The organism is Sphingomonas sp. HITSZ_GF, from assembly GCF_029543155.1.
GTDB lineage: Bacteria > Pseudomonadota > Alphaproteobacteria > Sphingomonadales > Sphingomonadaceae > Sphingomonas.
Genome location: NZ_JARQXA010000003.1, coordinates 258,396 through 279,261, shown reverse-complemented (window position 1 = coordinate 279,261; position 20,866 = coordinate 258,396). Strand labels below are relative to the sequence as shown.

The 20,866-nt window shown below is 67.8% G+C and carries 21 protein-coding genes; 9 read left to right on the top strand and 12 right to left on the bottom strand.

The window, feature by feature from the left end; all coding sequences use genetic code 11:
* The first annotated feature begins 31 nt into the window (after nt 1-31).
* Nucleotides 32-439: a hypothetical protein gene (locus P6144_RS10315; protein ID WP_277767669.1), complete on the top strand. Its 408-nt coding sequence runs from the start codon at nt 32-34 to the stop codon at nt 437-439.
* Between the two features lie 84 nt (nt 440-523).
* Here P6144_RS10315 and P6144_RS10310 read toward each other — a convergent pair whose 3' ends face one another.
* Genes P6144_RS10310 through P6144_RS10295 form a run of 4 tightly spaced genes read right to left on the bottom strand, consistent with a single transcriptional unit; the run spans nt 524 to nt 3,091 of the window.
* On the bottom strand, nt 524-1,114 hold the full coding sequence (locus P6144_RS10310) for a hypothetical protein (RefSeq protein ID WP_277767668.1): 591 nt from the start codon (nt 1,112-1,114) through the stop codon (nt 524-526).
* Entirely contained in the window at nt 1,114-1,521 is a 408-nt protein-coding gene (locus P6144_RS10305; protein ID WP_277767667.1) for a DUF6468 domain-containing protein, read from the bottom strand. Before P6144_RS10305 ends, P6144_RS10310 begins: the two co-directional genes overlap by 1 nt.
* The gene (gene fliM, locus P6144_RS10300; protein ID WP_277767666.1) at nt 1,518-2,540 is read right to left on the bottom strand and encodes a flagellar motor switch protein FliM; all 1,023 of its coding nucleotides are present in this window, start codon (nt 2,538-2,540) and stop codon (nt 1,518-1,520) included. Before fliM ends, P6144_RS10305 begins: the two co-directional genes overlap by 4 nt.
* Nucleotides 2,537-3,091, bottom strand: a complete 555-nt coding sequence (locus P6144_RS10295; RefSeq protein WP_277767665.1) for a flagellar basal body-associated FliL family protein — start codon at nt 3,089-3,091, stop codon at nt 2,537-2,539. The genes fliM and P6144_RS10295 overlap by 4 nt, the downstream gene beginning before the upstream one ends.
* 114 nt (nt 3,092-3,205) lie before the next feature.
* Between P6144_RS10295 and flgF the strand changes: the two genes are divergently transcribed.
* The 7 genes from flgF to P6144_RS10260 all read left to right on the top strand — a co-directional run bounded on the left by flgF (nt 3,206) and on the right by P6144_RS10260 (nt 8,146).
* On the top strand, nt 3,206-3,943 hold the full coding sequence (gene flgF, locus P6144_RS10290; protein ID WP_277767664.1) for a flagellar basal-body rod protein FlgF: 738 nt from the start codon (nt 3,206-3,208) through the stop codon (nt 3,941-3,943).
* 27 nt (nt 3,944-3,970) lie between these two features.
* Nucleotides 3,971-4,753 (top strand): flagellar basal-body rod protein FlgG, encoded by a 783-nt coding sequence (gene flgG / locus P6144_RS10285; RefSeq protein ID WP_277767663.1) that lies wholly within the window; start codon nt 3,971-3,973, stop codon nt 4,751-4,753.
* Nucleotides 4,753-5,181, top strand: a complete 429-nt coding sequence (gene flgA / locus P6144_RS10280; RefSeq protein WP_277767662.1) for a flagellar basal body P-ring formation chaperone FlgA — start codon at nt 4,753-4,755, stop codon at nt 5,179-5,181. The genes flgG and flgA overlap by 1 nt, the downstream gene beginning before the upstream one ends.
* A gap of 17 nt (nt 5,182-5,198) precedes the next feature.
* Nucleotides 5,199-5,954, top strand: a complete 756-nt coding sequence (gene flgH / locus P6144_RS10275; protein WP_277767661.1) for a flagellar basal body L-ring protein FlgH — start codon at nt 5,199-5,201, stop codon at nt 5,952-5,954.
* 357 nt (nt 5,955-6,311) lie between these two features.
* A complete protein-coding gene (locus tag P6144_RS10270; RefSeq protein WP_277767660.1) occupies nt 6,312-7,166 on the top strand; it encodes a flagellin in 855 nt (284 codons plus the stop codon).
* A 152-nt stretch (nt 7,167-7,318) separates the two neighbouring features.
* A complete protein-coding gene (locus P6144_RS10265) occupies nt 7,319-7,720 on the top strand; it encodes a hypothetical protein (protein WP_277767659.1) in 402 nt (133 codons plus the stop codon).
* A gap of 111 nt (nt 7,721-7,831) precedes the next feature.
* Complete coding sequence (locus P6144_RS10260; RefSeq protein WP_277767658.1) at nt 7,832-8,146, top strand: hypothetical protein; 315 nt, start codon at nt 7,832-7,834, stop codon at nt 8,144-8,146.
* Between the two features lie 294 nt (nt 8,147-8,440).
* On the opposite strand, the gene P6144_RS10255 is transcribed toward P6144_RS10260, so the two are convergent.
* From P6144_RS10255 to P6144_RS10220, 8 genes are all read right to left on the bottom strand, one after another.
* Entirely contained in the window at nt 8,441-9,106 is a 666-nt protein-coding gene (locus tag P6144_RS10255) for a flagellar hook capping FlgD N-terminal domain-containing protein (protein WP_277767657.1), read from the bottom strand.
* Nucleotides 9,107-9,115: 9 nt separating this feature from the next.
* The gene (locus tag P6144_RS10250; RefSeq protein WP_277767656.1) at nt 9,116-10,471 is read right to left on the bottom strand and encodes a flagellar hook-length control protein FliK; all 1,356 of its coding nucleotides are present in this window, start codon (nt 10,469-10,471) and stop codon (nt 9,116-9,118) included.
* Between the two features lie 73 nt (nt 10,472-10,544).
* Nucleotides 10,545-12,626, bottom strand: coding sequence for a flagellar biosynthesis protein FlhA (flhA, locus tag P6144_RS10245; RefSeq protein WP_277767655.1), 2,082 nt, complete (start codon nt 12,624-12,626; stop codon nt 10,545-10,547).
* 35 nt (nt 12,627-12,661) lie between these two features.
* Nucleotides 12,662-13,999: a sigma-54 dependent transcriptional regulator gene (locus P6144_RS10240; protein WP_277767654.1), complete on the bottom strand. Its 1,338-nt coding sequence runs from the start codon at nt 13,997-13,999 to the stop codon at nt 12,662-12,664.
* A 2-nt stretch (nt 14,000-14,001) separates the two neighbouring features.
* Nucleotides 14,002-14,355 carry a flagellar motor switch protein FliN gene (fliN, locus tag P6144_RS10235; protein WP_277767653.1) on the bottom strand — a complete coding sequence of 118 codons (354 nt, stop codon included), beginning with the start codon at nt 14,353-14,355 and terminating at the stop codon, nt 14,002-14,004.
* Between the two features lie 10 nt (nt 14,356-14,365).
* The gene (fliF, locus tag P6144_RS10230; RefSeq protein ID WP_277767652.1) at nt 14,366-15,973 is read right to left on the bottom strand and encodes a flagellar basal-body MS-ring/collar protein FliF; all 1,608 of its coding nucleotides are present in this window, start codon (nt 15,971-15,973) and stop codon (nt 14,366-14,368) included.
* A gap of 301 nt (nt 15,974-16,274) precedes the next feature.
* Entirely contained in the window at nt 16,275-16,931 is a 657-nt protein-coding gene (locus P6144_RS10225; protein ID WP_277767651.1) for a FliH/SctL family protein, read from the bottom strand.
* Between the two features lie 12 nt (nt 16,932-16,943).
* A complete protein-coding gene (locus P6144_RS10220; protein ID WP_277767650.1) occupies nt 16,944-17,981 on the bottom strand; it encodes a flagellar motor switch protein FliG in 1,038 nt (345 codons plus the stop codon).
* Between the two features lie 95 nt (nt 17,982-18,076).
* On the opposite strand from P6144_RS10220, the gene P6144_RS10215 reads away from it, so the two are divergent.
* Nucleotides 18,077-20,866 carry a hypothetical protein gene (locus P6144_RS10215; protein WP_277767649.1) on the top strand — a complete coding sequence of 930 codons (2,790 nt, stop codon included), beginning with the start codon at nt 18,077-18,079 and terminating at the stop codon, nt 20,864-20,866.

Here is a 20,866-nt window from a genome sequence, read left to right as displayed (position 1 = left end):
CGCGCCGGGTACCGATATCGGAGAACGGATTTTGCGACGCGAAACGCTTGCTGCGCTGGGCCTTGCGGCATTGCCGCTGCCGGGTGGCGGCGCGCTGGCCTCGGGCGGCGGCGCCGCCGGTGGGGAAGGGCTGCACCTCGTCTCGATGGAGGAAGTCACTGTCCCGATCATCGACAGCGACCGGGTCAACGGCGCGCTCACCTTCAAGCTGGTGATCGATGCCGGCTCGGACGAGACCGCCAAGAAGGTGACCGGCGAGATGCCGGTGCTGCGCTCGGCCACGATCGCGGCGGGGCTGGAATTCGCCCGGCTCAACGCTTCGGCACTGCGCGCGGTCGACGCCCAGCGGCTCGATCACGATCTCACTGCGGCGCTCAAGGCCGCCGAGCCCGGGCTGGTGCGCATCCTGATCGTCGAGGTCGAAGCCCGCACCGGCTGATCCTCCGCCGGCAAGGCAAGCGGACAGCAAAAAGCCCATCCCGGCGGCGTGCCGGGATGGGCTTTTTGTTTGTCGCCGTCCGGCTCAGCGCCGCGCGGAGCCTGCCGGGGCCGGAGCGCGCCCTGCCGTCTGTGGTTGCGGCTGCGGCTTGCCCGCGTTGCGCCGGGCCATCGCCATGCTCAGCGCTGCGGCACCCTTGGGCGTCATCGCGGCCATGATCATCGCGGTCGAGCGCTCGCGCATCCGCTGGGCGACCTTCATCTGCACTTCCATGTCGAGCTGCTCGAACACCACCGCGGCGGCCTTGGGCTTCATCGCCTGGTAGATGCGGGCCAGCTCGTCGAACTGCGAGTCCGCCGGGTTGGGCGCGCCGCTGGGCGCGGCGTTCGGGCCGCCGGCAATCTGCTGCTGCGCCTCGTCCTGCTTCTTGCGCGCCTCGACATCGGCGGCGAGCCGCGCGGATGCCGCCTTGGCTGCCTGCTCGCGCAGGTCGAGCCCGCGCTTGCGGCGCGCAGCGGCAGCGTCGCGGTCGTTCATGTCCTGGGTGATCGCATTGCCCAGCCGCGTGGTGTTCGGGCTGTTGTCCTGCGCACCCGTCGCGATCGTCGCCGCATTGGCGACCACTGCGAGCCCGGTCACGCCGGCGGTGAGCAGAAGAAGCGAGGGGCGTGCCATCACGCAGCTTCCGCCATCGCGGCAACGGCTTCGGCAATCGCTTCGGCTTCCGCCGTTGCGGCCGCTTCGCCTTCCGACGGGCTACGCTGCGCATTGGCCAGGCTCACCGCGTTGACGATCCGCTCGGCGGCGGAATCGGCGATGCCGGTCATCAGGCTCAGCTCGTCGCGCAGCTCGCGGGCGCGCTCGACCAGCTGGGCATGGCGGGCGCAATCGGTGCCGAGCGTGTGCTTCATGTCCGAAAGCACGGCGCGGGCCTGGACGGTGGCGACCTGCAGCGCCTCGACCACCTGGGTCAGCGCGCCGTCCTTCACGGTACGCAGGCTCTTCATCATCCGCACGCTCTGCACGAGCACGGCCATGCACAGGATGATCGTCAGCACGTTGGCGAGTAGCGCGATGCTCATTGCTTCACCTTCTTGTCGGAGGAAACGTCGTTGACCAGGCGCACGGCGACCTTGCCGCTGCGCTGGCCGATCTGGCCCTGGGCGAGCTTCACGCCGCCACAGGCGATGTCGAGGGGATCGTCGGGGCTCTTGTGGAGCGCGATCGTCTGGCCGATCTCGAGGCTGCGCAGGTCGGCGATCGACATCGCCTTCTCGCCGAGCAGCACGTTCATCGAGACGCGCGTCTTGCGCACCTCGGCGGCCATATGCGCTTCCCAGATGCTGTCGCGGCCGCTCTTCTCGCCCATGAAGCGCTGGAGCAGCTTGTCGCGCACCGGCTCGAGCGTGGCGTAGGGGAAGACCAGCGTGAACTGTCCGCCGCGCCCGTCCATGTCGACGCGGAAGGTCGCGGTGGCGCAGATGTTGGAGACGCCGGCGATCGCCGCGAAGCGCGGATTGGTCTCGATGCGCTCGAGGTTCATGTTCACCGGCTCGATCGGCGCGAATGCCTCCGAGAAGTCGGAGAGCGCCAGGCTCAGCATGCGTGAGACCAGTCCGGTCTCGATCGTGGTGAAGGCACGGCCGTCGATCACCACCGGCGAACCGGCGCCGCCACGGCCGCCGAGCAACGCGTCGACCACCGAGTAGATCAGGTTGGAATCGACCGTGACCAGACCGTAGCTCTCCCACTCCTCGATCTTGAACACGCCGACCATCGCGGGGAGGGCGACGCGGTTCATGAACTCGCCGAAGCGGGTGGAGGTCACTTCCTCCAGGCTCACGTCGACGCCGTCCGAAGTGAGGTTGCGCATCGAGCTCGCGAACGAGCGGACGACGCGGTCGCACACCACTTCGAGCATCGGCAGACGCTCGTGGCTGATGACCTTGGACTCGATGACCGCGCGCAGGCCCTTCTTGCCCACGGTGGGCCCGAAGTCGCCGAACAGCGCATCGATGTCCGCCTGGTCGAAGCTGCCGCCGCCGATGTCGCCCGGGGGCGCCGGCGGATCGGGCAGGTCGAAATCCTCGAGATCGATCATTGCTGGACCAGGTCCTGAATGAGGATGTCCTTCACCTGGCCCTCGCCAAGCGTGGCGGTGCTGCGCACCATCATTTCTTCCTTGATGCGGAAGACGGCGGCGGAACCCGCCAGGTCCTCGGGGCGCAGCTCGCGCAGGAAGGGCTGGAAGCTGTCGAGCAGCAGCGGCAGCTTCTCCTTCATCGCGTCGGGCGCAATGCCGTCGCCGGGAACGATCATGAAGTGCAGCTTCAGGAAGCGCGCCTGCCCGTCGGGCGAGCGCAGGTTCACCATGAAAGCGGGCACGTCGAGATAGGCGTCCTTGCCGCCCTCTGCCTCACCGCCGCTGTCGCCATGGCCGCCTTCGGCCGCCTTGGCTTCCGGCTTGGCATGACCGCCCTCGGCGGTCTCTGCCTTGGCGCTGCCGCCCGAGAGCATGAAGGCAGTCGCACCACCGCCGCCCAGCAGCAGGACACCCGCCGCGGCACCGATGAGGATCAGCTTCTTCTTCGACTTGGGCTTGGCCGCCTTCGCAGCCTCCGCGCCCTCCTCGATGATTTCCGGAGACGACATTCCCTGGTGACCTTCCGAAATCTGCACGCCGACACCGCGTCGGTGCATTTCGTTCTATTATAGGAGGAGCGCCCGGCAATTGTTGCCTAGTGCCGAATTTTTGAGGGACGTCCGGTGGACATTTCTTCCTACGTGCTGCTCAGCCAGGAAACGGCGCTCCGCCGCCGCATGGACGTGGCGGCGAACAACCTCGCCAACATGAACACGGTTGGCTTCAAGCGCGAGCAGCCGGTCTTCCGCGAATATGTGGAGAAGACAGAGAGCGCGGTGAAGCCGGCGCAGCAGACTGCGTTCGTGCTCGATTACGGCGCGGTACATGATTTCAGCCAGGGCGGCTTCCAGCCGACCGGCAACGCGCTCGACGTGATGATCGAAGGGCAGGGCTATCTGTCGGTCCAGGCGCCCGACGGCTCGACTGCCTATACGCGCGCGGGCCAGCTCAAGATGCTCCCCTCGGGTGAGCTCGCCACCTCGAGCGGCAACAAGGTGCTGGGCGAGGGCGGCAAGCCGATCACGATCCCGGCAGAAGCCGCCAACCAGATCCAGATCGGCAAGGACGGCACGGTCAACGGCCCGGGCGGGCCCTTCGGCCGCATCACCGTGACGCAGTTCAACGAGGCGAGCGTCGATCCGCGCGGCGACGGGCTGTTCAACGGCACCGGCGGCCGCGAGCTGCCCTCGGGCGAGACGCATCTGTTGAGCGGCGGCCTCGAAGGCTCGAACGTCAACGCAATCCAGGAGACCACCGACATGGTCGAGATCCTGCGCGCCTATCAGACGAGCCAGAACCTCTCCCAGAGCATGAACGACATGCGCAAGTCGGCGATCGACAAGCTCAGCCGCATCGGCTGACCCTCAACGAGCATAAGGACCTAGCCAATGCGTACGCTTTCCATCGCCGCGACGGGCATGCTCGCGCAGCAGACCAATGTCGATGTGATCTCGAACAACATCGCCAACATGAACACCACCGGCTTCAAGCGCCAGCGCGCCGAGTTCCAGGACCTTCTCTATGAGCAGGTCGTGCGCCCCGGCTCGTCGACCAGCGCGCAGACCCAGAGCCCCACCGGCATCCAGATCGGCTCGGGCGTGAAGACCGGCGCGATCTACCGGATCAACGAGCAGGGCGCCGCCCAGCAGACCGACAACCAGTATGACCTGGCGATCCAGGGCCATGGCTATTTCCAGATCACGCTGCCCGATGGCTCGACCGGCTATACCCGTGACGGCTCGTTCGGCGTGTCGGATCAGGGCGAGCTGGTCAATTCGGACGGTTTCCCGGTCCAGCCCGGCATCACCGTGCCGCAGAACGCAGTGAGCGTCACCGTCTCCAAGACCGGCCAGGTCGATGTCGTGCTGTCGGGCGATCCGACGCCGCAGACGCTCGGCCAGCTCCAGCTCGCCACCTTCGTCAACGAAGGCGGCCTCGAGGCGAAGGGCGGCAACCTCTTCCTCGAAACCTCGGCCTCGGGTGCGCCGATCGTCGGCGCCCCGGGCGATCCCGGCTTCGGCACGCTGATGCAGGGCTTCGTCGAGGCTTCGAACGTCAATCCGGTGGCCGAGATCACTGCGCTGATCACCGCGCAGCGCGCCTATGAGATGAACAGCCGCGTCGTGAAGACCGCCGACGAGATGCTGGCCACCACCAGCCAGCTGCGCTGATGATGAGCCTTCTCAGCTTCGCGCTGCTCGCGCTCGGCGCGCCGGAAGAAGTGCCGGTCGCGGTGCTCGGCCATGCCGTGCAGAAGGGCGACCGCATCGAGGCGGGCGACTTTGCGGTCGAGCAGCGGCCTGCCGCAACTGCGCGCGGGGCGCTCACCATCGATCAGGCGTCCGGCATGGAAGCCGCGCGCAACCTGCCTGCGGGCACGGTGGTGCGCCAGAGCGACCTGATGCGCCCGCAGATGGTCCGCCGCGGCGAGCCGGTGACGATCCGCATCGTCAGCGGCGCGCTGATCATCACCGCGTCGGGCCGTGCGCTCGGCGGCGGTTCGAAGGGCGATGCGGTTCGCGTCGTCGCAAATGCCACCAACCGCACTTTGGACGGGGTCGTAGAGGCCTCGGGCACCGTGCGGATCGTCACGCCATAGCTTGCAGGGAAAACAGCATGCGTAAGATCATTCTCGCGGTGGCGCTGGCCGCCACGCTTTCGGGTTGCGGTGCGGCCGGTCGGCTGAAGGCCGTCGGCAAGGCGCCCAAGCTTTCGGAGATCCAGCCGGTCGAGGCGCCGGAGATCGAGCCGTCGCTGGCGATGCCGGCGGACCGCAGCGGCCGCGCCACCACGCCGGTCGCCGCCACGCAGGCGCAGGGCGGCAACGCCTCGCTGTTCCGCACCGGCGCCGGCGCGCTGTTCCGCGACCAGCGCGCGAACAAGCTCGGCGACATCCTGACGATCAAGATCAACATCGCCGACAAGGCGGACCTGGGCAACAACACCTCGCGCACCCGCGGCGGCAGCGAGAGCGGCGGCCTCGGCGGCCTGCTCAACATCAGCCCGGTCAAGAAGCTGCTCGGTGCCGATGCCAATGCCGCGCTCGAGACCAATTCGGGCTCCAAGTACGCCGGTGGCGGCACCACCGCGCGTTCCGAGACGATCAACATGACGATGGCCGCGATCGTCACTCAGGTGCTGCCCAACGGCAATCTGATGATCAAGGGCCGCCAGGAAGTCCGCGTGAACTTCGAGATGCGCGAGCTGATCATCACCGGCCTGATCCGGCCCGAGGATATCGCCCGCGACAACTCGATCCGCCATTCGCAGATCGCCGAGGCGCGCGTGATCTATGGCGGCAAGGGCCAGCTCACCGACGCGCAGCAGGCGCGCTGGGGGCAGCAGATCTACGACGCGCTCTTCCCCTTCTGAGCCCGTCACCGGACGAAAAGAGGATCGCCTCGCAGCCCAGGCTGCGGGGCGATTTTCGTTCCAGCCGTCATCCCGGCGGAAGCCGGGATCTCAGGCGAAGGCGCGGGGCAGGGGCCGCACGAGATCCCGGCTTTCGCCGGGATGACGATATGAGGCTAAGCCCTTGGATTCGCTGGCCCCGAGCAGCTGCCAGCCCGAATTAACTCCGCGCTAACCAACTAAATTCGCGGGGAAATTTGGGTCATCCTATAAGTTTTCCCACAATGATCTTGCGGGCGTACCGATCACGTTCCGTCGTGAACCGGCGTCTCCGGTTCGGGCCGCAGAAGCAGCCCTTGATCCAAGAAGGATAGTAGAATGGCATTTTCGGTTAACACCAACGTCGGTGCGATGGCGGCTCTCCAGAGCCTCAACGACACGAACAAGGGCCTGTCGCAGGTTCAGAGCCGCATCAACACCGGCCTGAAGGTTGCGTCGACCAAGGACGATTCGGCCTCGTACACCATTGCTCAGGGCCTGCGTGGCGACATGGGCGGCCTCGCAGCCGTGTCTTCGTCGCTGAGCCGCGCCAAGAGCGTGACCGACGTGGCGGTGGCTGGCGCCGAGCAGATCTCGGACGTCGTGAACCAGATGAAGGCGAAGGCCTACCAGGCTGCCGACTCCGGTATCGACACGGCGACCCGTGACGCGCTCAACAGCGACTTCGTTGCGCTGCGCGACCAGATCACCACGATCGTGAACTCGTCTGACTTCAACGGCACGAACCTGCTGAAGGCTTCGGGCGGTACGGTTTCGGCCCTTCAGTCGCTGAAGGACTCGAACACCGGCTCGACCACCTGGGATCCGGACTCGCTGAGCGTTGCCAACCAGGGTCTCGACCTTGGCGGCTCGGTCATCACCGTTTCGGCTTCGGGCAACATCAGCAGCCAGGCCTCGGCGCAGGCGATGATCGACACGATCACCACCACCCAGGCGAACCTGAAGACCAGCCTCAGCACGCTGGGCGCTGCCTCGCGCAAGATCGACGCGCAGTCGACCTTCACGAGCAAGCTCTCGGACGTGATCGAGGGCGGCATCGGCAACCTCGTCGACGCCGACCTGGCCAAGGAATCTGCAAAGCTGCAGGCTCTGCAGGTCAAGCAGCAGCTGGGCGTGCAGGCTCTGTCGATCGCCAACCAGGCGCCGTCGACCATCACGTCGCTGTTCCGTTAAGGCTGGACTTTTCCCTGGAGTCTATAGCCCTGACGAGAAGGCCGGGACGCAAGTCCCGGCCTTCTTTTTTTGTGCCCGTGCGACGGTTTCGGCGGGTTCGCGCGTCTAGATTGGTTGACGCCTCTATAATGATCCCAAGAGGAGAATAGCTCTTGTTTCCTAGGATCAGAGAAATCACGGATGCGTTCGGTGGCCGCCTGCAGGTGAGCGTCGAGGAGCATCCCACCGGCGCCCTGGTGGTGCTCGAGCGGCCCGACATGGCCGGCCGGCCCCGGGTGATGCTCGATGGCTACGGCGTTGATGTGCTGTCGGGCTATATCATGTCCGCCCGCCTCGCCGTGCCGCACGATCTTCCCGACGAGCATATCGACGGCGTCTTCGCCACGCGCTTCCGCCTGGGGCTCGATCCCTGCGCCGCGCTGGCGCTGCATCAGCCGGGCGCGCCCTCGCTCGATATCCCGGCGCCGTTCTGGGATCGGCTCTATGCGGAGCTCTGCCTCGTTGCCGCGCATGCCCGCGAGCTGGGCCGCCGCGCCGAAGCGCGGGTCCATTGATCCGCAAAAACACATACGGGCTTGCCCGTACTACGCTGCCGCCCGAGTTTGCGGCATCTAGGCACAAATTCCACACGAACGGGTCAGGGGTGACAAATGGGCGTGAGTGAGATGGCGTTTGGTACCGGGGCTTCCAGCTACACTGTATCGCTTACCTTGTCGGTGGCCGATGTTCGCGCCCTGTGGTCGGCGGCTGCCGATCGGGCGCTGGCCGCGCCGGGGATGACGCTGGCCGATGTGCTCGACACGATCGGCCCGCGCGAGGATCCGTCGATCGTCGATTGCATCGCGATGCTCACCAGCCCGGCGGCGATCGCCGGCTGTGCGCTCGAGAGCTTCGAGGTGGCCGAGGCCGATGCCGGCCTGGCGCCGGCGCAGATCATCCAGCTGCCCACCCAGGCCGTGCTGCGCGCCGCGCACGCCTGAACTTCAGGTACCGGGGAACAGGAAGCAGGGCCGCTCGCGGCCCTGTTTTTTTGTGCGTGAAGCGGCTGTGGAGCCTACCCATGCTGCGCACAAAAAAAGGACGAGCCGGTGGAGGAGAACCGGCCCGTCCTGTTTAAGCGATAGGAAAACTGGGTGCCTCAGGCACCGGCAGAGAGACGGGCGGGTCGCGAGGGGATTGATACGCCCGCCCGCCTCTCTTCTCTTAATATAGAGGGCGCGAGAGGGGCGCCCAAACCGACTCCCCTCAGGAGAATCCCGAGGGTAAGTCCCTGGTTAACCACCGATCCGGGTGAGCTTGCCGGCGTCGAACTGGTTGCCGTTCACGGTCACCAGGATCGCGCCATTGTCGAGCTGCACATCGCTCACCGTGCCGATGCTGTGCACGCTGGTGTTGCTGATCTCGGTGCCCGAGCTGTCGAGCGCCTTGATCGACAGCGAATATTTACCCGCGGCCATCTGGCGGCCGCTCGCGGTCTCGCCGTCCCAGCCCAGCGTGCCGGTCGATCCGGTGACGCTGACGGTGCGCGTGTCGACCACCTTGCCCGAGGCATCGCTGATCGTCGCGACCACCGTGGTGGCGTCGCGCGGCGCGGTCCAGTTCCACTGGGCCGGCACGCTGTCGGTCAGGCCCGCCACGTTGGAATCGGCTTCCACCGCGCGCCCGATCAGCGACGAGGCCTGGGTGAGGTTCTGCGTGCCGAGCGTCGACAGGATGTCCTTGAGCGTCGCCGTCTGCGACATCGACTGCTCGACCTGCGAATATTGCACCAGCTGCTGGGTGTACTGGCTGGTGTCCATCGGGCTCAGCGGGTCCTGGTTCTGCATCTGCGTGGTCAGCAGCTTCAGGAACATCGTGAAGTCGGCGTTGAGGCCGGTGCTCGATGCAGTCGCCGTGCTGTTGGTCGCGGCGGTGCTGGTGGTGTTGGTGACGGTGGTCATTGGATGCTCCTAGGCGAGGAGGTCGACCTGGCCGTCGCCGCGGATCTCGCGATAGGCGGTTTCGGTCGTGTCGGTTTCGTCAGAGCCGGCGTGCTGGCCGCCGGCGGAAGGGTTCTGGCCCTGCTGCTGCGCCTGCGCGCCGCCGCCGTCGCTGCGGCTCTCGAAGCGGAAGCTCTGCGCGTCGGCGCGGATGCCCGCCTGGTCGAGCGCGCGGCCCAGATCGGGCGCATCTTGGCGCAACAGGTCGAGCGCCTGCGCGCTCTCCGCGCGCACCGTGGCGTGGAGCTTGCCGCCATCGTCGAAGGAGAGGGTCACCTCCACCTTGCCGAGATTGTCGGGGCTCAGCCGCACGCGCAGCGTATCCTCGCCGGTCTCGACCTTGCGGGCGATCTCGACACCGAGCTGCTGGCCGAGATGGCCCGGGCGGGCGGCGACCACCGGTTCGGCGGCGGCAACTGCCGGCGCGGCCTGGGTGCGCGTGGTCTCGGTCGCGGCATGCGCCGGCGTCGCGTGCCCGTCATGGCGCAGCGTGAAGGCCGGGGCCTGGCCGCGCTCGTCGGACGGCGCATTGTCGTTCTTGTCGCCTGCCTTGCCGGCGATCGCCGAGACCGCGGCATCGCCCTTGTCGGCGGTGGCGGCAGGCTGCGCGGCGGCCGGCTCGGCGCGGCCGGGATCGGCCTTGCGGGCATTGGCGGTCACGTCACCCACCAGCCGGCTGGGCGACGCCTGGGGCTTCACCGCCAGCTCGGGGCGCACCGGCGCCTGCACCGCAGCGACCGCCACGATTTCGGCGACCACCGGCTGTGCATCGGCAGCGGCGGGATCGGCCGGGATTTCCTCTGCGATATTCTTGGCAAGGCGCGTCCCGCGCTTTGCCGGGATCGCGCCCTTGGCCTCCTCCGCGGCTGGCTCAGCGGTCGCGTCGGGAACCGGCGCTTCCGGCGCCGGATCGGCGGGCAGCTCGAGCGTCGCGGGCATGGCATCCGGCTTGGCGGGCGCACCCGGCTTGTCCTGGACGATCGGCTTGCCCGGCGCCTGCGGCGTCGCGACGGCAGTTTCGGGAAGCGTGGCCGCATCGCCGGCAACGGCCGGGGCGGCCGGCAGCTGCGCCTCAGGCATAGCGATAGCGGCAGGAACCGTCGGCGCCAGCGGCGCGGCGGTGGTGAGCAATTGCGCCATGCGCATCGTCGCGGCGGGCGCGACCGAATCATTGGCGGCCGGCGGCGGCACAAGGCCGGCCCCGGCGTCTGCGTTCGGCGTGCCGAGCACTTGGCCCAGCGACTGCGCGAAGCCGGTGCCGGCAGTGGGCGCGGCGCTTCCGATGCCGAACAGGTTCGCGGGAAACCCGAGGTTGTTTATCTGCATTCAGGTGCCTCGACGGCGGGCGTCGGGGCCCGCATTTTCCATTATAGGAGAGTCCCGGCCCAAGCGGTCCGGATCAGCCGATTGTGCCGAGCGCGCGGATGCGGGCGCGGGCGTGGATCTCGTTCTGCGAAAGCACCACCGTCGCCGGGCGCACCCGCTCGATGATCGAGCGGACGAAGGGACGGATCGCCGGGCTGGTCAGCATGCACGGGATCTCCCCGTCCTGCGCCAGCCGGTCATAGGTCTCGCGGACATGCGCGATGAACCTGTGCAGCGAGCTCGGCGCCATCGCGAGCTGGCGATCGTCGCCCTGGCCCAGGATGCTCTCGGCGAACTCCTGGTCCCATTCGGGCGAGAGCGTGACCACCGGGATCGCCTCGCCGCGCACCTGCGACGCGCTGATCTGCCGGGCCAGGCGCGAGCGGACATGCTCGGTCATCTGGGTCAGGTTCGCGGTCAGCGGTGCCGCCTCGGCGATGCCTTCGAGGATCGTCGGGATGTCGCGGATCGAGATGCCTTCGCCCAGCAGGTTCTGCAGGATGCGCTGGACGCTCGAGATCGAGACCTTGCTCGGCACGATGTCGCTGACCAGCTTCTCGGAGTCCTTGTGGACTTCGGTGAGCAGCTTCTGCGTCTCCGAATAGGAGAGCAGGTCGGCGATGTTCTCCTTCACCAGCTCGGTCAGGTGGGTGGTGATGATCGTGCCGCACTCCACCACGGTCAGGCCGCGGAAGCCGGCCTCGTCGCGCAGCTCGCGATCGATCCACAGCGCGGGCAGGCCGAACACCGGCTCCTTGGTCGGCTCGCCGGGCAGGCCGGCCGGGCCGCCGCCCGGATTGATCATCAGCAGCTTGTCGACGCGGATCTCGCCGCGCGCCGCTTCGGTCTCCTTGATCGTGATGACATACTCGTTGGGCTTCAGCGCCATATTGTCGATGATCCGGACCGAGGGCAGCACGAAGCCGAAATCGGTCGCCATCTGGCGGCGCAGCGCGCGCACCTGGTCGTCGAGGCGCGGCTCGCGCTGCTCGTCGTTGATCATCGGCAGCAGCGCATAGCCGATCTCGATGCGCACCGCGTCGATCGCCAGCGTCTGCGAGATCGGCTGCTCGACAACGGCCTCGGCGGCCTTTTCCTGCGCGGCGACGGCGCGCTCCAGCGCGGCCTTGGCGGCGGCGTTCTTGCTCATCTTCCACGCGGCGAAGCCAGAGGCGGCCGAGAAGATGGCGAAGGGGAGGAAGGGCAGGCCCGGCATGAGCGCCAGCGCGCCCATCAGGAACGAGACCATGCCGAAGGCCTTGGGATAGCGGCCCATCTGCTCGCTGAGCGCAGTGCCGGTCTTGCCCTTCACGCCACCCTTGGAGACGAGCAGGCCCGCAGCGATCGAGATGATCAGCGCCGGGATCTGGCTGACCAGGCCGTCGCCGGCGGTCAGCACCGTATAGGTATGGAAGGCCTCGCCGATCGGCACGCCGTGCGAGACGACGCCGATGGTCAGGCCGACGACGATGTTCACCGCGGTGATCAGCAGGCCGGCGACCGCGTCGCCCTTCACGAACTTCGAGGCACCGTCCATCGCGCCGTAGAAGCCGCTCTCGGCTTCCACTTCGGCGCGGCGGATCTTGGCCTGGTCCTCGTTGATCATGCCGGCGGACAGGTCGGCGTCGATCGCCATCTGCTTGCCGGGCATCGAGTCCAGGCTGAAGCGCGCGGCGACTTCGGCGATGCGGCCGGCGCCCTTGGTGATGACGACGAAGTTGATGACGATCAGGATGATGAAGATGGTCAGGCCGATGATGACCTCGCCGCCCATCAGGAACTCGCCGAACGCCCCGATCACGCCGCCCGCCGCGTCATGTCCTTCATGCCCATGGGTCAGGATCAGGCGGGTCGAGGCGAGGTTTAGGCCGAGGCGCAGCATCGTCGCGACGAGCAGGATCGTCGGGAAGGCGCTGAGTTCCAGCGGCTTCTCGATGAACAGCGCCGTCATCAGGATCATCACCGAAACGGTGATCGACAGCGCCAGGCCCAGGTCGAGCAGCCAGCCGGGGATCGGCAGGATCAGCATCGCGATGATCGCGACCACGCCGCCCGCGAGCGCGATGTCGCGGTTGAGGCCAAGCTTGTTCAGAAGGTTCAGGATCGCGGGAGGCATTCTGCTCTCACTATCTTGGGGTCAGCGAGGACGGCTCACGCCGCCGGCGGCACGGCGATGCCGCCCTCGATGAAGGTGCGCAGCTTGTTGCGCATCGTGCGCACCGAGATGCCCAGGATGCTCGAGGCGGAAGTGCGGTTGCCCTGGCAGCGCTCCAGCGTGCCCAGGATCAGCTCGCGCTCCACCTCCTCCACCGTGCGCCCGATCAGGCCGTCGACTTCGATCCGTCCGTCGCTCGCCGGCAGCTGCACCAGCGCCTCGAGCGGCGATCCGTCCGAACGGGTCAGGTCCTCGGCTTCGATGCGCGGACCATGGGCCAGCAGCGAGGCGCGGTGGATGCATTCCTTCAGCTCGCGGATATTGCCCGGCCAGCCATAGGCGCGCAGCACCGCGATCGCACCGTCCGCAAGCGGGCGGGCGGGCAGGCCATCGGCCTGGGCGAACTGCTCGATGAACAGGTTGGCGAGCGCCGCGATGTCGTCGCAATGCTCCGCGAGCGGCGGCACTTCGATGCGGGCAAGGCTCAGCCGCACCAGCAGGTCCTCGCGGAAGCTGCCGGCTTCCACCGCCAGCTCCAGGTCCATGCTGGTCGAAGCGATCAGCCGTGCCTCGAACGGCACGTCCTCTTCGCCGCCGAGCCGGCGGAAGCGCTTCTCGATCAGCGCGGCGAGCAGCCGGGCCTGGGTGGCGGGGGCAAGCGCACCCACCTCGCGCAGGAAGATCGTGCCGCCGGCAGCGCTTTCCATGCGGCCGGTGCGGCGCGCGGCGGCGCCCGGAAAGGCGCCGGCCTCATGGCCGAACAGCTCGCTTTCGAGCACGTCGGCGGCAACGCCGGCGCATTCGATCGAGACGATCGGATCGGGGCGGCCCGAGAGCTTGTGGATCTCGCGCGCCATCATTTCCTTGCCCGTGCCCTTGCCGCCGGCGACGAGCACCGGGGCGCCGCTCGGCGCCACCGCGGCGGCGAGCGCCATGGCGCGGTCGAGCACGGGGTTGCCGCCGATCCGCACCTGGCTCTGGCGCTCGACCACCGACGCGATGGCCGCCGCGATCAGCTCGCGCTGCGGGGGCAGGGGCACATAGTCGCGCGCGCCGGCACGGATCGCCGCCACTGCGCGCTCGGCCGGGGCGGAAATGCCGCAGGCGAGCACGGGGACGACGAAGCGCTCGCTGCGCAGGTCGGCCAGGAAACGCACCACGTCCTCGAGAACGTCGATCATCACCAGGTCGGCACCGTGCGCGCGCAGCGTCTCCAGCGCGGCGCCGGGCGTGTCGGCCATGGTGACCTCCGCGCCTGCGCTCTGCGCCAGCTCCGCCGCCCGGCGGAACTCGGTGCCCGGGGCACCGATCAGCAGCATCCGGATCGGGCCCATGCTCAATGCTCGGCTCGCACGATCTCGGTGAGCGTCACGCCCAGCGCATTGTCGATCAGGACGACTTCGCCGCGGGCGATCAGCCGGTCGTTGACGAAGATATCCACCGGCTCGCCGACGCGGCGGTCGAGCTCGACGACGGTGCCCGAGCCGAGCTGGAGCAGCTCGCCGATCGGCATGCGGGCGCGGCCGAGCACGGCCTGGACGCGCACCGGCACGTCGTGCACGGCTTCCAGGCCTTCGCTGCCGGCCTGCGGCACTTCGGCGCCGCTATGGATGTCGAAATCCTCGAACACCGGGGCGGGCTGTTCGGCCGCCGTGTCGGTCGGGATGATGTCGTGCGGTTCGATGTCCATGGGTCAGGTCCTATGCATTCATCCACTGGCGGATCACCGAGGCCGCCTCGGGCGGGCTCGCGGAGATCGCATCCCCGATGCGCTTGAGCGCGGAGAGCTTGATGCGGCCGTCGACCTGGGCGAGCGCGATCTCCTGATCGAGCTGCGGCACGTCGGGCGTCATGTTTTCGAGCTGGGCCATCGCCTCCACGTCGCCGTCCGCGGCGCGCTCGGCGAGCGCGAGCATCTCGGGCGAATGGGTGGGCAGCTGGGCCGGCATTTCCTCGGCGGCGGCAACCACCGGGGCGGGCTTGGGCTTGAGCATGCGCAGCGCCACCAGGCCGACCACGCCGATCACGATCAGCTGGAGCAGGCCCCAGATCCGGTCCATCGGCAGCGCCGAGAGGATGCCGGCGGTAGCGTCGGCGGGCGTGTCGTCGGTGTTGAACTTCATGCTCTCGACGACGACCGAGTCCCCGCGCTGGGTGTCGGCGCCCACGGCATTCTCCACCAGGCGCTGCAGCCGGTCGATCTGCGGCTGGGGCAGGCCCTTCTCGCCGCCATCGACCATCACCGCGACGCTCAGGCGCGTCACCTTGCCCGGCGTGCGGATGGTGATCGTCTTGGTCGAGCTGTTGTCGTAGGTCGTGTCTTCCGAAGTCTGGTTGCTACCCGACTGGCGCGAGGTGCCCGGGCCGTTCGCCCCGCCCATCTGCGCGGCGGGCAGCTGGTTGCCGACCGAAGCGGTCTGCGGGCCGCCATCGCGCTCGTTGTTCTGCTCGCCGGTCTCCACGCTCACCTGGCGCGAGATCACCTGCTTGTCGGGATCGAAGACGTTCGATTCCTCGCGCGACTGGTCACGGTCGATCTGGGCGGAGACTTCGGCGCGGACCTTGCCCTGGCCGACGATCGGCTCGAGGAGGGATTCGATCTCGTCGCGCAGCTTGGCCTCGACGGCCTGCTGGCGCTCGTCGGCGTCGCCGGCGCTGGCGGTGCCGGGATCGCCGGCACGGGCAAGCAGCGCACCGGTCTGGTCGACGACCGAGACCGAGTCCGGCGAAAGCTCGGGAACCGAGGAGGAGACGAGGTAGCGGATCGAGGCGACGGTCTCGCTGGGGATGCGGCCGCGCGTCTTCACGGTCACCGCCGCGGTCGCCTTGCGGCTTTCCTCGGCGAACATCGCGCGCTCGGGCATCACGATATGGACGCGCGCGCCGGTCACGTTCTGGATCGTCTGGATCGACTTGGCGAGCTCGCCCTCGATCGCGCGCGTCTCGTTCATCTTGGCGCGGCTGGCGGAAACCCCGAAGGGCTGCTCCTCGTCGAGCACCTCATAGCCGATCTTGCCGCCCAGCTTCTCGCCGGCCAGGCTCATGCGCAGCTCGGCGAGCTTGTCCTGCGGCGCCATGATCGACGTGCCGTCGGCCGAAAGCTGGAACTCGACATTCTGCGCCTTGAGCTTCTCGGTGATCGCCGCGGCGGCCGAGGGATCGAGGTCGGTGTAGAGGAACCCCATGCTCGGATTCGAGCCGCGGGTGGCGACGAAGGCGAGGGCGGCGAGCAGCGCGAGCGCCACCCCTCCCATCAGCATCAGCCGCTTGGGGCCGATCTGGCCCACCAGGTTCTTGATCGCTTCCAATGTCGCCCCGTTCGATGGAACTGGCGGGGCGGACATGCCCCTTGCGATCATTATAGAGGGGTGGGGAGGGCGGCAGTTTTTGCCGGGGGAAATTTTTGCCTAGTAGGTTGTACGGACTGGCTTTCCCCCGGGAATCAAAAACCCCGCCGAAGCGGGGCTTTCAGACCATTCTTCGTCATGCTGAACTTGTTTCAGCATCCAAAGCGCCGCGAGGGATATCGCCTGGGGAGAGTTGGACCCTGAAACAAGTTCAGGGTGACGGTGGGAATGAGGGCTTGGCTATCCCGTCCAACGCTCCCGATCACGCCGCCTTCAGCAAGGTCTCCAGCTCGTCGACCACCGCCTGGCGGCGGGCGGAGGCGTCGAGTGCCAGCCCGCCTTCCTCCCAGCCGATCCGGGCATCGCCCACCGCGATCGTGTCGTCGGGCACGACGACGAGGCTGAGCTTGCGGCGATCGCGCGACTGGCGGTCGGCGATGCGCGCCTCGATGTCTTCCATCAGGTCGGGATGCACCCGCACCTGCAACTCGGTGCCGCGCGCGACCTGGCCGAGCACCCGGCCGATCGCCTCGTCGATCGCGACGCCCGGCGCCACTTCCAGCGCGCGGCCGGCGATCAGCTCGGCAGCGGCGAGCGCCACTTCGGTCGCCTCGCCGGTCACGCGCTCGGAAACCCGGCCGAACTGCGCGTCGATGCCTTCGATGCCTGCCTGGAGCGCGTCGACCGCGCTCAGCAGCGCCACTTCGCGTTCGGAGCGCGCCTGGGCGAGCCCGGCCTCATAGCCCTGCGCCCGGGCCAGCGCGAGCGCCGACTCCTGCTCGTTGCGCAGCAGCGCCAGCTCGGCGCGCAGCGTGGCGACTTCGAGGGTGGCATCGGGCCCGATCGGCGCGCCGCGCGTCGGCGGCACCTGGAAGATGCGGTCGAAGCCGAAACGCTCGACATGGGCATGCACGCTCATCCGCCTTGCTCCTTAGATGATCATCGCGTCGTCGGACTTGGGATCGACGAGCAGGATCTCGCCGCGATCCGCCAGGTCCTTGGCCAGGCGCACCAGCGCCGACTGGGCTTCCTCGCAATCGCGCGCGCGCACCGGGCCCATGCCCGCCATGTCCTCGCGCAGCAGCTTGGCGGCGCGTTCGGTCATCGCCCCGAAGAACAGCGTCTTCAGGCTGTCCGGCGCGCCCTTCAGCGCCAGCGCCATCTGGCGCTTGTCGGCGCTGCGCACGATCGCGGCGATCGCGGTCGGCAGCAGATTGCCCAGGTCCTCGAAGGTGAACATCAGCGCGCGGATCCGCTCGGCGCTTTCCGGCGCCTTGTTGTCGAGCGCGTTGAGCATCGCTTCCTCGGTCGAGCGGTCGAGCGAGTTGAACAGCTCGGCCATCGCCTCGTGCGGGTCGCGCTTCTGCGAGCGCGACAGGTTGGTCATGAACTCGGCCTTGAGCGTCTGCTCGACCTGGTTGATCACGTCCTTCTGCACCGTCTCCATGCGCAGCATGCGCATGACGACATCGACCGAGAAGTCGCGCGGCAGCTCGGCGAGCACGCGCGCCGAATGATCGGGGCGAAGCTTGGTGAGGATCACCGCGACGGTCTGCGGATATTCGTGCTTCAGCGCGCCGGCGAGCACGGTCTCGCTGACGTTGGAGAGCTTGTCCCACATCGTGCGGCCAGAGGGACCACGGATGTCTTCCATGATCTCCTTCACCTTCTCGCCCGGCAGGATGCCGGCGAGCAGGCGCTCGGTGGTCTCGTAGCTGCCGTGCATCGTCGACATCGAGGCGATTTCGCCGGTGAACTGGACGAGCAGATGCTCGACGACCTGCGCGGGCACGCGGCCCAGGCTGGCGATCGTCGAGGAGAGCTCCTTCACTTCGTCGGTCGACAGCTGCGACCAGATCGGTGCGCCATGGTCCTGGCCCAGCGCCAGCATCAGCGCAGCGGCGCGCTGCTGGCCATTGAAACGCTTCAGTTCGGGCGGTTCTGCAAGAATAGGCGCCATAGCCGTCATTTTTTTCGTTTCCCTCGCGAAAAAATTGCGCCCGCACGCACGGGTGGGGGCGGCTTTCCCTCTATTATAGGATCGAGGAGGCGCGGCGGATCGCGATGACGGTTAATTTATCTGGCAGCCTGATCGGCTTGAGCATCCTGACGGGATCGAGCTCGACGATGAGTTCGGCCGTGTCGACGATCACCTATGACAGCAAGGCCGTCCGCACCGCCAAGGCCGCCTTCACCACCGCCACCACCATCGCGCCGTGGAAGATCGAGGACGCGCTCCCGGTCAATTCCAGCCAGGTCGCCTCGATCACGGCGCTGCGCACGATCATCGACAAGGCGACCGTGGACGCCAACGGCACCTATCTGCCCGACGACGTCCAGACCAGCTTCACTGCCTACAAGGCGCTCGACAAGCTGCGCGTCCTTGCCGAGACCGCGACGTCCAAGACCACCTCGGATGCCCAGCGCGCCGCGCTCCAGAAGACCTTCCTCAAGGGGCTGGGCGATCTCCAGACCTATCTCGCCACTGCGCCGTCCGACCTGGTTCGCCTTGCCTATGGCAAGCCGTCCTCCTCGGCCCAGTCGAACAAGCTTGCCGCCACCGACGTCTATGCGACCGAGGGCAAGGGGCTGGTCAAGAACCGCAGCGATGCGATCCCCGGCCTCACCGGCAGCGAGCAATTCTCGATCACGCTGAGCAAGCCCGGCATTTCCGCACAGACCGTCACCGTCGATCTGTCGCAGGGCACCCAGCCGCCGACGCTCGACAGCGTCGCGGCGCAGCTCAACGCGGCAATGGCCTCGATCCCCAATCTCGATACCAACGGCAACCCGCAGCTCGATGCCAATGGCAACACGGTGCCGCGCTGGAAGTCGACCTTCAAGGTCACCAACGAGAGCGGAAAATGGGGCTTCGAGCTGTCGAACCCCACCGGCATCGAGCAGGTCACGCTCGACCAGACCAATGCGAAGGACGCGCTGGTCGTCGCCACCGGCCAGACCGCGCTGGATTCGCCGAGCTCGACCCAGCTCTTCCGCCTCGATGATCCCTCGGGCGCGAACACGCGCGTCGCGATGGGCACGATCCAGGCGCTCGATCGCATCGCAACCGCGCAGAATGTGCTGGCCGGCAAGACGACGACGATCACCACCACCTCGACCGATCTCGACGGCAAGGTCACCACCAACAAGACCAGCACGAGCAACGTTTACGCCAATACCGATGCCGCCTCGGTCGTCACCGATGCCCAGGGCAACAGCTATATCGTCGGCACCACCAAGGGCGACCTTGGCGCCAATCTGTCGGACGGCGACAACAACCTGTTCCTCACCAAGGTCGACGGGGCGGGCAATGTCGTGTGGCAGCGCAGCCTGGGCGCCACCGGCTCCTCGACCGGCGCGGCAGTCAGCCTCGCGCCCGATGGCAGCATCGTCGTCGCCGGCACCGTCACCGGCAGCTTCGGCGGCGCCTCGACCGACGGCGACATGGTCGTCGCCAAATATGCCGCGAACGGCGACGAGAAATTCTCCACCGTGATCCGCTCGGGCGGCACCGACGTCGCCAAGGCCGTCGCGGTGGGCAATGACGGCTCGATCTATGTCGGCGGCCGCGTCGCCACCGGCAATGACGGCTTTGTCGCCCGGATCGACGGCACCACCGGCAAGATCGCCGAGCGCAGCACGATCGCCGGCACCGGCATCGACAGCGTCAACGCGCTCGCGATCGACAATGACGGCAATGTCCTCGCGCTGGTCTCGCACGACGGCACTGCCGAGCTGCAGAAGCTCCAGGGCAATGCGCTCGCCACCAACCTCGGCAGCGTCACGCTCGGCACTGCGGATGCGCGCGTGCTCGCGGTGGCCGAGGACGGCACGATCGCGGTCGGCGGCGCCACTTCGGCGGCGCTTTCGGGCACGCAGGTCAACGGCACCAGCGGCGCGCGTGACGGCTTCGTCACGCGGATCGACGCCGGGCTGTCGGGCGCCAGCACCACCTATCTCGGCTCCTCGGCGGACGACCAGGTCGACAGCATCGCCTTCATGGGCGACGAGCTCTATGTCGGCGGCCGCACCACCGGCGATCTCGCGGCAACGCGCCGCGGCTCGACCGACGGCTTCGTCTCGCGGCTCGATGCCGCCACCGGCGCGATCGAGAACACCACCCAGTTCGGCCAGGCGCTGCAGCGCACCGAGCCGGTGCGCGTCGCAGCGGATACCGGCGGCGCCAGCGCGGTCAACGCGCTCGGCTTCGGCCGCGGCACGATCAACGCGGTCGCTTCGAACAAGGTGACCACCCAGACCGCGCTCAAGGCCGGCGACTATTTCTCGTTCGTCGCGGATGACGGCGCCACCCGCAAGCTCACCATCCTCGCCGACGATACGCTCCAGTCGATCGCGACGCGGATGCAGGGCATGCTCGGCGCGTCCAAGGCGACGGTCACCGCGACTGCGGTCGACGGCGTCCAGCAGCTGCGCATCACGATGAAGTCGGGCCACACGCTCGATCTGCTCGCCGGCAGCGGCGACAGCGACGCGCTGGCCAAGCTCGGCATGGCGCCGCAGCGCATCGCCAGCCCCGCGCCGGTCTCGAGCAACGCGCCCAAGGTACGCCCTGGCGGCAATTACGGCCTCGATCTGGGCGAGGGGCTCAGCCTGCTCACTGCGGACAATGCCAAGGCCGCGCTCGCCAAGATCAAGGATGCGATCTCGATGTCGCAGACCGCCTATCGCTCGCTCTATTGGGACGACACCAAGAGCAAGATGATCGACGGCAGCAAGACCAACTCGGCAACGGGCACGCAAAGCACGACGATCGTCAACGCGCAGCTCGCCAACTACCAGGCGGCGCTCGATCGCCTCACCGGCTCCACCTCCACTTCGATGTACGGATTCTGA